The organism is Rhizobium sp. BK376 (genome assembly GCF_004341625.1).
Lineage (GTDB): Bacteria > Pseudomonadota > Alphaproteobacteria > Rhizobiales > Rhizobiaceae > Rhizobium.
Map to the genome: position 1 here is coordinate 51332 of NZ_SLZG01000016.1, position 13211 is coordinate 64542.

The 13211-nt window shown below is 60.2% G+C and carries 11 protein-coding genes; 3 read left to right on the forward strand and 8 right to left on the reverse strand.

Annotated features, from left to right (window positions below; all coding sequences use genetic code 11):
- Window positions 1-81: 81 nt before the first annotated feature.
- Window positions 82-1257: an adenylate/guanylate cyclase domain-containing protein gene (locus tag EV561_RS26950; RefSeq protein ID WP_132526290.1), complete on the forward strand. Its 1176-nt coding sequence runs from the start codon at window positions 82-84 to the stop codon at window positions 1255-1257.
- 118 nt (window positions 1258-1375) lie between these two features.
- Here EV561_RS26950 and EV561_RS26955 read toward each other — a convergent pair whose 3' ends face one another.
- Entirely contained in the window at window positions 1376-2974 is a 1599-nt protein-coding gene (locus tag EV561_RS26955; RefSeq protein WP_132526292.1) for a DHA2 family efflux MFS transporter permease subunit, read from the reverse strand.
- A gap of 28 nt (window positions 2975-3002) precedes the next feature.
- Window positions 3003-4223 carry an HlyD family secretion protein gene (locus EV561_RS26960; RefSeq protein ID WP_132526294.1) on the reverse strand — a complete coding sequence of 407 codons (1221 nt, stop codon included), beginning with the start codon at window positions 4221-4223 and terminating at the stop codon, window positions 3003-3005.
- A gap of 134 nt (window positions 4224-4357) precedes the next feature.
- Between EV561_RS26960 and EV561_RS26965 the strand changes: the two genes are divergently transcribed.
- Window positions 4358-5005, forward strand: coding sequence for a TetR/AcrR family transcriptional regulator (locus EV561_RS26965; protein WP_132526296.1), 648 nt, complete (start codon window positions 4358-4360; stop codon window positions 5003-5005).
- 14 nt (window positions 5006-5019) lie between these two features.
- Here the strand turns inward: EV561_RS26965 and EV561_RS26970 are convergent, their stop codons facing one another.
- The 6 genes from EV561_RS26970 to EV561_RS26995 form a co-directional block, all read right to left on the reverse strand.
- The gene (locus tag EV561_RS26970; RefSeq protein ID WP_132526298.1) at window positions 5020-6534 is read right to left on the reverse strand and encodes a carboxypeptidase M32; all 1515 of its coding nucleotides are present in this window, start codon (window positions 6532-6534) and stop codon (window positions 5020-5022) included.
- A 17-nt stretch (window positions 6535-6551) separates the two neighbouring features.
- Window positions 6552-7562, reverse strand: a complete 1011-nt coding sequence (locus tag EV561_RS26975) for an oligopeptide/dipeptide ABC transporter ATP-binding protein (protein ID WP_132526300.1) — start codon at window positions 7560-7562, stop codon at window positions 6552-6554.
- On the reverse strand, window positions 7559-8563 hold the full coding sequence (locus tag EV561_RS26980) for an ABC transporter ATP-binding protein (RefSeq protein WP_132526302.1): 1005 nt from the start codon (window positions 8561-8563) through the stop codon (window positions 7559-7561). Before EV561_RS26980 ends, EV561_RS26975 begins: the two co-directional genes overlap by 4 nt.
- Window positions 8560-9417 (reverse strand): ABC transporter permease, encoded by an 858-nt coding sequence (locus tag EV561_RS26985; RefSeq protein ID WP_132526304.1) that lies wholly within the window; start codon window positions 9415-9417, stop codon window positions 8560-8562. Before EV561_RS26985 ends, EV561_RS26980 begins: the two co-directional genes overlap by 4 nt.
- Entirely contained in the window at window positions 9414-10352 is a 939-nt protein-coding gene (locus tag EV561_RS26990) for an ABC transporter permease (protein ID WP_132526306.1), read from the reverse strand. Before EV561_RS26990 ends, EV561_RS26985 begins: the two co-directional genes overlap by 4 nt.
- A gap of 76 nt (window positions 10353-10428) precedes the next feature.
- Window positions 10429-12006 (reverse strand): ABC transporter substrate-binding protein, encoded by a 1578-nt coding sequence (locus tag EV561_RS26995; protein ID WP_132526308.1) that lies wholly within the window; start codon window positions 12004-12006, stop codon window positions 10429-10431.
- A 189-nt stretch (window positions 12007-12195) separates the two neighbouring features.
- Between EV561_RS26995 and EV561_RS27000 the strand changes: the two genes are divergently transcribed.
- Window positions 12196-13209 (forward strand): GntR family transcriptional regulator, encoded by a 1014-nt coding sequence (locus tag EV561_RS27000; protein WP_132526310.1) that lies wholly within the window; start codon window positions 12196-12198, stop codon window positions 13207-13209.
- Window positions 13210-13211 lie beyond the last annotated feature (2 nt).

Below are 13211 nucleotides of genomic sequence, written 5' to 3' on the forward strand. Positions count from 1 at the left end.
TTCACCTTCGCCGATTGCCGATGGCCGCTTATGGCGGCATTCTGTCTCCTCGAAAGCTCAAAACCTTCAAGGATTTCCAGAATGCAGGAGTTCCAGGAACTGGTCGACTGGATCGTCGGCAAAGGCCTGTCCACTGACAGTATCGAAGATATTCTGCAGGGCGTCGCAGAGCAACTGGTGGCGCTTGGCTATCCGCTTCTTCGGGCTTCGATCACGATGCCATCCATCGATCCGCTGCAACGGGGTTTCGCAGTCGCATGGTCGCGATCCTCCGGCATTTCGGTCCATGTTCAAGGGCATGACGATGCGGGCCAGGAGATGTTTCGCAGGTCACCCGTTTCGTATCTTTTGTCGAACAATCTCCAGTATGGCCGGTGGAAGCTGCCGCCCGATGAGGATGGCCCATCCTACGCTATGCTGCAGGAATTGGCCGATCTCGGCGCGACCGAGTACCTGCTGAAGCTGACCCCCTACCCTGGAGGAACTGCTTTGGCCGGTGTCGGGTTCTCACTGGCAGGCGACGGCCCTGCGGGCTTCTCGGAAAAGCAAATTGCCGATCTCGACATTTTTTTGCCCGCGCTTGCGCTGGCCTGCTACCGGATCGCCGCGACCCGAGTCGCGACAGACATGCTTGCGGTCTATACGGGCACACGCACCAGCGAGCGAATTCTCAGCGGACAGACACGGCGTGGCGAGGGATCGGCCATCTACGCAGCCATCCTGCTCGCCGATCTCAAGAATTTCACCTCGCTCAACGAAAATCATGCACCTGATAACATCGTCGGGTGGCTGAACGAGCATTTCGAGGCGATAGGACAGCCGGTCGAGGAGCAAGGCGGCGAAATCCTGAAATTCATGGGCGACAGCCTGCTCGCCATTTTTCCGGCTGACATGGAAAATCCCGCCGAGGCCTGCCGCCGGGCGCTGTCGGCAGCCAGGACGGCAGCGGAAGCCAACGCGGCGCTCAACGAGAGACGCTCGGACGCCTCGCAGCCGGAAATCCTCGCCGATATTGTCCTGCATGTAGGCGAGGTCTTCTATGGAAACGTTGGCGCAGCCAGGCGCCTCGATTTCACGGCAATCGGGAAAGCGGTCAACGAAGCGGCCCGTATGGAGAAGCTGTGCGACACCGTCGATCGCAGCCTGCTAGCATCGAAGGCTTTTGTATCGCATTTTGAAACCGGGTTCGAAAAAGTCGGCACCTTTTCGCTCAAGGGCGTCACCCGCCCAGCCGAGATCTATGCGCTGACCGAATGATCGAAGAATTGCGGTTTCCGGGAGAAGATTAGGCGACCCGATCGCTTGGCCTGACAAAACCGACAGGGATCGCGACAGACAGAAGACTGTCGCGATCCCTTTGGAGCATTATTCCGGTTCAATGAGCGCCGGCGCCTGCACCAGCTTTCGGCTTCTGGGCGAAGAGCACCGCGACCGCTGCGATCGCCAGAAGGATACCGATGACGGCGAAGGTATCGCTGAACCCCATGATAAGGGCTTGGCGCTTGACGACACTACCGATCGCGACGATCGCCTGCTGTTTGGCAATAGCGGCGTCGGAGATACCATGCGCCTCGAAATAGGCAGTCATCTGGGCGATGCGGTCGCGCACTTCTTCTCGCCCAACGGTCACTGACTGGCCGATGATATTCGAGTGGAACTGCTCGCGCTTGGTCAGGACGGTGGACAATGTCGCGGTACCGACGGCGCCGCCGAGGTTGCGCAGCATGTTCGTCAGGCCGGATGCGGCTGCCGCATCCTTCGGGGCAATCAGGCCGGTCGTAATTGCGGTAACAGGCGTAATGACCATGGCCTGACCGATGGCGCGGACGATGTTCGGCACCCAGAACTGGTCACCGGCATTGTCGAGCGACAGCGTGATGTTCATGAAGCAGCTAATCGCGAAGATCGCAATGCCGAGGAAGGCGATGTAGCGTACATCGTAGCGCTTCATCAGCATTGGGATTGCGGGGATCAGGATCAGCTGCGGCAGGCCGGTCCAGGCAAGCACATTGCCGATCTGCTCCGCATTGTAGCGCTGCACCTGGCCGAGATATTGCGGCAGGATATAAACCGAGCCGAAAAGCGCGAAACCGACCAGTACATTTGCCAGCACGCCGATGGAAAAGTTGCGCTGCTTGAAAAGGCTGAGCTTGACCAGCGGCTTCTCGACCTTCAGCTCGATCCAGATGAAGGCGGTTAGGAAGACCGCGGCGATGATGGCGAGGCGAAGAATGAACGGCGAGGCGAACCAGTCGTCCTTGTTGCCTTCTTCCAGCACTGTTTGGAAGGCGGAGAGCCCGATCGCCATGGTGATGATGCCGGCCCAGTCGCCTTCCTTCAGCAGATGCAACTGCATCGGCTGCTTTTCCAGCGTCGCAGCCAGCGCGACAACCATGATGGCACTCGGCACCGCATTGATGAAGAAGATCGTCTGCCAACCGTAGTTTTCCGTCAGATAGCCACCGATCGTCGGGCCGATGGCCGGGGCGAAGGTCACGGAGAGCGCGAAGATCGCAAGCCCGGTCGGCTGCTGCGGCTTGGGCAGCTTCGTCAGCACCATGGTGAAGGCCATCGGGATCAGGATGCCACCTGCAAAACCCTGGAGGCCGCGCATCACGATCATCGAGCCGAGATCATGCGTGAAGGCGCAGGCAATCGAGAAGATCGGGAACAGGATCGCGTTGGCGAGCATGTAACGCCGGAACGAGAAGACCTGGCTGAAATAGGCCGTCAGCGGAATGACCACGATCTCGCCAATCAGGTAGGAGGTCGAGATCCAGGCGCCGTTGTCGACGCCTGTTCCGATGCCGCCTTCGATATCGAGCAGCGAAGCATTGGTGATCTGGATATTGAGGATCGCCATGAAAGCGCCGATCATGCCGGCGAGGACGGCAATCCAATCACGGGTACTGGCGCGCTGGAAAGATGCGGGGGCCGGAGCGGCTAGCGATGCATTTGCAGTAAGAGTGGACATGACATGGTCCTCCTGGACCTCGGCTCAATCAAGCGCCATTGCCCTTGCCTGTTGCGGCAATCTTGGTGTCGATGCTCGGCTGCACGGACATGCCCGGGCGCAGATCGCCTGAGGCGGCGCTGTCCGCATCGATGGTGATCTTTACGGGAATGCGCTGAACAACCTTGGTAAAGTTGCCCGTCGCGTTATCCGGCGGCAGCAGAGCGAATTCCTGGCCGCTGGCGGGCGCCAGACTATCGACGTGACCGTGGTAGACCTTGCCCGGGAACATATCGACTTCCACATCGACAGGTTGGCCGGCATGAACGTCCGTCAGCTGCGTTTCCTTGTAGTTGGCGATCACGTAGACGGCCGAGGTCGGTACAACGGTCATCAGCTGCGTGCCCGCCTGGACATATTGGCCTACGCGTAGCGTGCGGTTGCCGACGACGCCATCGACAGGGGCGACGATGGATGCGTAGGACAGATTGAGTTCAGCCTGGTTCTGGACCGCCTGATCATGAGCAAGCGTCGCCTGTGCCTGCGCAACCTGCGCCTTCAGAATATCTATCTGCTTCTGGGCGGCCGTCAGTGAGGCACTGTCGCGTGCGATGGTGGCTCGGGCAGCGATGATCTGCGCAGCAGCTTGTTGCGCAATCTGAACGCCGGCAGCGCCGTTCGTCGCAAGGTTGGCATAGCGCTTGTCGTTTTCTTCAGCAAAGGTCTCGTTGGCACGGTCGACATCGACGGTTGCGCTGGCTGCAGCGATCAGTGACCGCTGCGTATCAAGCGATGCCTGCTTGGCGGCTACATCGGCGCGCGCTGCATCGACATCCGCCTTCGCCTGGTCCAATGCGGTGGCATAGTCACGGTCATCGATGCGCGCCAATATGTCGCCGGCCTTGACGGACTGGTTGTCGGCAACCAGCACGTCCTTGATATAACCGGATATCTTCGGGGCAATCGAGCTGTTGTCAGCCTGGACATAGGCGTCGTCGGTCGAAATCTCGAAACGGCCGGTCGTCCAGTATTGGTTGCCTTCGTAGGCGGCGCCGGCAATGACGACGAGTGCCGTGGCACCCATCAGAATCCTCTTTGTCCAACCCTTTTTGGCTGATGTCTCGGCGACAGCGGCGGCAGGAGCGGCCACGTCCTTGGCAACCACTGGCGTGCTGGCTTCCATGACGGGCACGACTGGCGCAGGGGCTTCCGCTTTCACATCGACCGCTTCGGCACTGTTGTTGTTCAATGCATGCAGTTTCGGGACCATTGTCTCTCTCCTGAACCGGCCGGTCGCGGGATGCGGTGGCGGCTCGGAATTATTCGGTTTCCATATTTGGAAACTTGATGTTTTCCAAAATAAGCGCTATAAAATGGATGTCAACAGGAATTTGGAAAATCATCATGGTCGAAATTCAAATAATTGAGAAACGCTCCCGAGGCCGCCCGCAATTGCGCTGCGACGACGACACAAGGGCTGTCATTCTTGAAGCCGCCAAGGCGCAGTTTCTGGAGAATGGCTATGCGGCCGCGAATATCAGCGCCATCGCCCAGGCCGCCGGCGTGTCCACCAAGACGCTCTACCGTCTGTTCCCTGCAAAGACCGATCTGTTTTCAAGCATCATTTCGAGCAAGATCGGCGAGTTTCTCCTCTGTCTCGACGACAGCGTCCTGGCGGCAATGGAACTGGAGGAAGGATTGAGGCGTATCCTGACGAGCTACGGTGTACTGACCTTGTCGCAGGAGACGATCGGCATAACCAGGCTGGTGCTTGGCGAGTCCGATCGCTTTCAGGAAATCGCCAACACATTCTACGAGACGGCAATCGTCGGCACCAATGCCATCATGGAGAAATGGCTGATGGCCCAGTGCGACAAGGGATTGATCAAGCTCGAGGATCCGCGCACCGCGACGGGCATGTTGCGCGGGATGATGATCATGGAGCCGCAGCGCGCCACGATGCTTGGTCAGCAGGAATCACCGACCCGGGACGAGATCCGCGCGCGCGCAAAAATCTGCGCCCGTCTGTTCCTCGGCGGCTGCAGAGCGTAGTCGCCGCCTCGGCCTCAGGCCGTCAGTTCGCCGACCTTTCGCTTGAGATCGTCGATATAGGCCGTGGCCGAAAGATCGGAGCCGGTTGCCGCGATGAGGATTTCGCTCGGGCTTTTCGACCGGCCATGTTGGTGAACATGCTCGTTCAACCAGGATTTCAGCGGCGCGTATTCGCCAGCATCAAGCCCCTTCTCCACCGCCGTTTCCTTTCGGGCGGCCGCAAAGAACTGAGAGGACATGATGTTGCCGATCGTGTAGGTGGGGAAGGATCCGACCATCCCCGATGACCAGTGTACGTCCTGCAGAACGCCCTGCGTGTCGGTCGAGACATCCAGCCCAAGATAGGCCTTGATCTTTTCGCGCCAGATATCAGGCAGATCGGCCACCCGGATGTCACCAGCCATCAAGCCGGCCTCGATCTCGGAGCGCAGCATGATGTGGAAGTCATAGGTCAGTTCATCGGCCTCCACGCGGATCAGGCTTGGACGTGCTGCATTAACCGCCTGCCAGAACTCGCCGACGGAGACATCGGAGAGTTGATCGGGGAACGCTGCCTTGAGATCGCCGAAGTGCAATTCCCAGAAGCGCCGCGAGCGGCCCACCCGGTTTTCCCAGAGCCGTGACTGCGATTCATGCGTGCCGAAGCTCGTGCCACCCACGGCATACAGATTGACGAAATCCGTGGTGAAGACCGAACGGCTGAACTGCTCGGCAATTCCCTGTTCGTAAATGCCGTGGCCCGCCTCGTGCCAGACGGCAAAGAGACCGCCCGGCAGCCAGGTTTCGCGAAAGCGGCCGGTGATGCGCACGTCGGAGCGGGTAAAAGATATCTCGAATGGGTGGACGGTGTCGTCGAGGCGGCCACGACCGAAATCATAGCCAAAACGGGTCGCCATCGCGCTTGAAAAGGCGCGCTGCTGTTCGACCGGATAGGCACGGTCGAGGATCTCGTTGCGGACCTTCGCCTGCCTTGCCTCGTTGAGCAAAGGGATCAGCGCCCGCTGCAATTCGGCATATAGCTCCCTCAAACGAGACCAGTTCATTCCGGGCTCGTAGGTCGCGACCAGCGCATCATAGGGATGTTCGGCATATCCGATTGCGCCGGCAATCTCGCGCTGCATCTCCATCGTTCGCTCAAGAAAAAGCGCAAAGCTCTGGAAGTCGTTCGCGGCGCGCGCCTTGGCCCAGGCAGACTGGGCAACGGTCTTCAATTCTGCCGCAGCTGCAACGAGAGATGCCGGGATACGCGACAGCGTTCCGATCGCATCGGCAGCCTGCTCCACAGCAACGATCCGGATGTCCGCGGCCGGCACACCTTTCAGCTCGCCCCGAGCGCCCTCGATCGCGCGCTGCATCGTGTCGCCGGTCGCCAGATCGCGTGCCAGTCCGGCAAGGGTGGCAATCTGCTTCCCGCGCGCCTCAACACCGCCCGCGGGCATCATGGTCCGGGAATCCCAGGTCAGGAGGTTTACCGCGCAGAGAATATCGTTGACCTTTGCGATTTCGGTTTCGAAGGCGGCGAAGCTCATGAAAATATCCTCTGAAATTAAATCGAAGCGTCGACCGCGCCGAAATCCGTCAGGTGGCAGGCGGCGCGATGCTCAGGCCCGCGCGACGTCAGCATTGGCCGCTCGACACGGCACCGGTCGAAGGTATGAGGGCAGCGACCGGCAAAGGGACAGCCGGGCGGCAGGTTTAGCGGGCTGGGCAGTTCGCCCCGCGTTGCGGCCGTACGGCTGCGATGGGCAGGATCGAGCTCCGGGGCAGCATCCAGAAGCGCCTTGGAATAGGGATGGCGCGGTGAGGTGAACAACGCCTCTGACGTGCTGATCTCCATCACCTGCCCGAGATACATGACGGCGACGCGATGCGATATATGCCGGACAAGACGCAGGTCATGGGCAACGAAGATGACGGTCAGATGCAGCTGTTCCTGCAGCTGCAGCAGGAGATTGACGACCTGCGCCTGCACGGAGACATCGAGCGCCGACACAAGCTCATCCGCAACGATGACATCGGGCTCGACGGCAAGCGCTCGTGCAATGCCGATACGCTGGCGTTGACCGCCGGAGAATTCGTGGGGGTAGCGCCCCGCCGCATCCTGCGGCAGACGCACGAGCTCCAGCAGTTCCGCTATCCGGTGCGGGATTTCGCCCTTCGGCCGCATCTTGTGAACGAACAGGGCCTCGCCGAGAATCTGGCTGACCGTCATTCGCGGATTGAGCGAGCTATACGGATCCTGGAAGATCATCTGGACCCGACGGTTGAACAGGCGGCGTTCCGACGGCTTCAGATGGGAAATGTCCTTCCCCTCGAAGCGGATGACACCGCCATCCGGATCAAGCAGGCGAACAAGGCAACGCGCCAGCGTGGACTTGCCGCAGCCGGACTCGCCGACGATCCCCAGCGTCTCGCCGCGGTAAACATCAAGGCTGACTTCGTTCAGGGCATGCACCGCCAAGGGCGGTTTGCCGGAAAGCCTGCGCATAAGCGAATCCGGGCCAGCAAAGCGCTTGGTGACGCCGTCGACGGAAATGATCGGGGTCGCGACGTTCATATGATTGCCTCCAAGGCCGCGACCTGATCCTGGTGGAAACAGGCGACCATCCGACCTTCCCCGACCGCCGCGAGCGGCGGCCGTTCCCGGCGACATTCATCCGTCGCAAAGCTGCAGCGCGGATGGAAGGCGCATCCGGTCGGCAGCGCCGTCAGGCTGGGCGGCGTACCATCGATGGAATAAAGCATCGTGCGCGCAGCATTGCCCCGAGGAACCGAGCCCAGCAATCCGCGTGTATAGGGATGGCGCGGCTGCGCGAAGACCTCCGCAACGGTGCCCTTCTCCACAATACGGCCGGCATACATGACCGCCATGCGATCGCAGGTCCCGGCGACCACACCGAGATCATGGGTGACCAGAACCACGCTCATCGACAGGCGATCGCGCAGGTCCAGCAGCAATTTCAGGATCTGGTCCTGGATGGTCACATCGAGCGCCGTTGTCGGCTCGTCGGCCAGCAGCAATTTCGGCGAACAGGCAAGCGCAATGGCGATCATCGCGCGTTGACGCATGCCGCCGGAGAACTGGTGCGGATATTCCTCAAGGCGACGCTCGGCGGCCGGAATGCCGACGATATTCATCAATTCGAGCGCCCTCGCCCGCCGTTCCCGACGGTTCAGCGTGGTATGAGCGACGAGATTTTCCTCGATCTGCATCCCGACCGGCAAGACCGGGTTCAGTGCCGTCATCGGCTCCTGGAAAATCATCGCGATCTCGCTGCCGCGGATGCGCCGGAGCTGTTCATCCGGCATGCCGATAAGATCGCGCCCACGCCACTCGACATGGCCGCTTACATGGCCCGGTTCGCGGATAAGTCTCATGATCGAGCGCAGCGTCACGCTCTTGCCCGAGCCGGATTCGCCGACGAGGCCGACCACTTCGCCGGGAGCAACATCGAAATCGATGTCGGCTGCGGCGATCGCAGTGCCGCGAGACGTCTCGAAAGTGGTCGTCAGCCCGCGGACGGTGAGGCCGAGTTTTTCGTTCGCCACCACCGTCATCGACGCACCCTCAACAATTCAGCAATGCCGTCCCCTGCTAAGCTGAAACCAAGGCCGGTCAGGACGATGGCCACGCCGGGGAAGACGGAAATCCACCACGCGGTATTCATGTAGTTCTTGCCATCGGCGATCTGGACACCCCATTCCGCAGCCGGCGGCTGCGCGCCGAGGCCGAGATAGCCAAGGCTGGAGCCCAGAAGGATCGCAAGCGCCATATCGGTCATCCAGTAGACGATGGCGGGCGTGATCGCGTTCGGCAACAGGTGGCGGAAGACGATCCGCGCCGGTGTGTAACCCATGACGCGACCGGCATCGGCATAATCAAGCCGTTTCTGGACCTTGACCTCTGCCGCCACCAGCCGGGCATAGAACACCCAGCCGACGACACCCACGGCGATATACATGTTTCCAAGCCCGGGACCGAGCACCGACACAACCGCGATCACAAGCACGAGGAAGGGAAAGGTCAGGACCGCATCCACAATGCGGCCGAAGATGGCTTCGACGACCCCGCCGACATAGCCGACGAAGGCACCGACGAGCGTCCCGAAAATGAACGGGCCAAGGGTGGCAAAGATCGCAATCTGCATATCGATCGTATAGGCGTGGATCACACGGGACAGGACATCGCGTCCGAAACTGTCCGTGCCGAAAGGATGAGCCCAACTCGGTCCCTTCAGAAGCGCATTATAGTCGAATGCCACGGGATCATAGGGCGCAAAGAACGATGGGAAGAAGGCAAGCATCAGGCTGAGAAAGAGAATGATGCCGCCCGATATCAGCGTTCTCGGCATTCCCTTCAGGATGAACCGCCTCTTCTTGGTGGCTGCTTTTTCAACGACTGCAATGCTCATCGCGAAATCCTCGGGTCCAGCCAGGCCTGAACGATGTCTGTCACCAGGAAGGTCAGTGACACGAGAACGGCGAGTGCAATGGTCAGCCCCTGCAGGACCGGATAGTCGCGACCGTAGATGCTGTCGATCATCAGGCGCCCGGCGCCTGGGACGGCAAACACCGTTTCGGTGATCACGCCGCCGCCGAGCAGCGAACCGATCTGCAGGCCGAACAGCGTGATCGTCGAAATGAGTGCATTGCGCAGCACATGCCGAAACAGAATGATGCGCGTCCGCAGGCCCTTCGCCCGGGCAAAGTCAACATATTCGGCGTTGATCACTCCGATGATGGCTGCGCGCAAGTTGCGCATGAGGATCGCCGCGAGACTGACGGCAAGCGTCAAGGCGGGAAGAAAGAGGTGATAGAGCCTTGCACCAAAGGTGTCGCCATAGCCGCCGACGGGAAACCATTTCAGATTGGCGGCAAACAGCGTCAACAGCAGGATGCCGATATAAAAGACCGGCATGGAGAGGCCCACCTGAAAGACACCCCGGATCGCGGCATCCGGCGCCTGTTCGCGCTTCAGCGCTGCGATGAAGGCAAGCGGCACTGACAAAACCAGCGCAATCAGTGCCGCCAGCCCGATCAGCATCAGGGTTACGGGCAGCCGCTGCAGGATCAGGGTTGCGACAGGCACTTTCAGGCTGATGGAATCCCCAAGATCGCCGGTGAAGACACGACCGACGAAATAGAAGAATTGAATAATGATCGGCTTGTCGAGCCCGAGTTGCGCATTGATGCGAGCAACGTCGGCGTCACGCGCGCGGTCGCCAAGCATGGCGCTGGCGGGGTCGCCCGGCAACAATCGGATCAGAACGAAGGTGACGATCAATATGAAAATGATCGTCGGTATCATCTGCAGGATACGACGGATTACATAACTGAAAAGTGGCAAATCGCCGCTCCCGAACACACTGTGACGTCAAACTTCGGCGCGAGCGGGTTGAACCCGCCCGCGCCTGAAGTCGAAATCACTTCTCGATCCAAGTCTTGGTGAAGATGTTGTTGCCGAGCGGGATCTGCAGGAACCCGTGGACCTTTTTGCTCAGCGCGACCGGATAAGGGGTCTCATAGAGCGGCAGGAACGGGCCGTCGGCATTGTAGATCTCCTGGATGCGAGCATATTGATCGGCACGCTTCTTGGCATCGATCTCCTTCTGCGAAGCCTCGAAGAGCTTGTCGGCTTCCTCGCTCTTCCAGCCGCTGTGCAGGGCCTGGATGTTCGGAGAATAGACGAAGTAGGAGGCGATCTCGTTCGGGTCGGCGATGTCGTCGGTCCATGCCGATTCACGCATCGTGAACGTACCATCGCGATATTGCTGGGTGCGGCTCGGATTGTCGACCTGCTGCAGGTCGAGCTTGATGCCGATCGCGCCCCACATCTGCTGCAGCGCAGTTGCGATGCCGATTTCGTCCTGGTTGCCGGCAAGGACGAGCAGGCTCGTAGAGAAGCCCTTCTCGAAGCCGGCTTCCTTCATCAAGCCCTTCGCCTTGTCGAGATCATAGGGGAAGAGCGGCTTGTCGCCGGAATGCAGCGGGGTTGCCGTCGACATGAAGGAGGTCATCGGCGTGCCGACACCATGGGTCACGATCTGGATGATCGCGTCCTTGTTGGTGGCATAGTTCATCGCCTGGCGAACCTTGGCGTTTGACAGCGGATTGTCCTTGCCACCAAGCTGCGGGCGAACGTTGAGCGTAATGCCCTGGACGCGGGTCGAGGGATAGAGCTCCATGTTCAGGTTGCCGGCCGACTTCAGCTCGTCGACGCGCGAATAGGGGATGAACTCGGCGCCATCGAGCTCGCCCGAATTCAGCTTCAGGATACGCGTCGCGTCATCCGGGATGACTTCGAAATTGATGCCGTCGAGATAGGGCAGCGGCTTGCCGTCCTCACCCTTGCCCCAATAATAGGGGTTGCGAACCAGCTTCATTTCCGAGCCGCGGTTCCACGACTGCAGCATGAACGGACCGGAGCCGATCGGATGCTCGGCGAATGCCTTCGCCTTGTCAGCTTCAGTTGCGCCAGCCGCCGCCTCGAATGCCTTCTGCGGCATGATGCCGGTGTTGAAGACGGTCAGCGCCGTCAGGATCGCGGGATCGGTATGCTTCAGCTTAATAACGACGGTCTTGTCGCCCTGCGTCGTCACATCGTCGATCGAGCTGACGAGGAAGGTCCATTCGCCGTTGTCGGGCTTCGAAGCGCGCTTCAGGGACCAGGCCACGTCGGCCGGCGTGATCGGCGTGCCATCGGAGAACTTGATGCCGTCGCGCAGCGTCAGCGTGACGCTGAGGCCGTCGTCAGCGACTTTCCAATCGGTTGCAAGGCCGGCCTGAACGCCCTTGCCGTCGTCTGTCGGCAGGAGTAGCGTATCGTAAAGGTTGGACAGGACCCAGATATCGACGTTGGCGTCGTTGAGCACCGGCTCAAGGAAAAGACTGTCGGCGTAGCGACCGTAGGTAAGCGTGCCACCGCGCTCGACGGCGAAAGCCGAAATGCTAGTGCTCAGCAAAAGAGCTGTCGCGAAAGCTGCTTTGGTAAACGTCCTCATTGCATTCCCCTTGTTCTTATGAACGCATAAAGTGTTATTGTTGACTATAACGATTTCATGTGATTTTTTTACTGTCAACCGTTTTTTCATTAATTTCTGCGGGAGCAGATGGGCGGTTGACAGGCCGCTTTCTGCGCGGCACGATTAATTGTCATAATCTACTATAACAGCTAAAATCGAACGGGATTCATGGAGTTCTTCGTCGATCGCGAGTTGCCCGTGCCCTTGCGCACGCAGCTCCACGGCCTCATCGAATATGGAATTGCCTGCGGCGAGCTTACTCCCGGCGAGACGCTTCCGTCGGTACGCGAGCTTGCGGAGAAGATCGGCGTCGCGCCGATGACGGTCAGCCAGGTCTATGCCGATCTGAAGGCTGCGGGCCTGATCGATGCCAAACCGGGCTCCGGGACCTTCGTGACCGACAGCCTGCAATCCCGCTTGGCCGGACGCGCCGATGCGAGCGGCCTGCATCGCCATATCGATCAGTTGATCGACGAAAGCCGCACGCTCGGCATTCGCCCCGCCGAGCTCGTCTCGCTGGTCAGCGCCCGCGTCTTCTATCGCGACAGCATCGGCCCGCGCATCCGCATCGTCATGATCGGCCTGTTTCCGGAAGCGACGGCAAGCTATGCGCGTTTTATCGCAGCGCGGCTTGGACGGTCCGTCACCGTCGAGCCCCTGACCGTCTCGGCCATCGAGCGGGACGTAAATGCCAGGGCGCGAGCCAATTCGGCGGATCTCGCCGTCACCTTCGCCAACCGGCACCGCGAGGTGGCAGGGCTTGTTCCCAATACCAAGGTTGTCACCATCAGCTTCACGCCATCGGAAGAGACACGCCTGGCCCTGGCCTCGCTGGATTCCCTTGCGTCGATCGCTGTTGTGTCGCGCTTTCCCGATTTCCTGCCGATCATGAAGAGCGGCGTCCAGCGTTTCGCGCCCCATGTGAGCGAAATCTCAGCCGCAACACTCGAAACATCAGGGCTTGATGCGCTCATCGCGCGATCCAGCGTCGTGATCTACGCGTCGGGTGCCGAGAACATCGTTTCGCGCCTGCCGCCGGGGCTGCAGGCGATCGAATATCGTCACGCGCCGGACACGGCCGATATCGAGCGCGTCATCGTTCCCATCATCCGGGCAGCGGAGGAGCAGCTGCAACCATCGGACAAGCCCGCGGCCCGAGCCGCAGCCAATTCAGAGAAATAAAA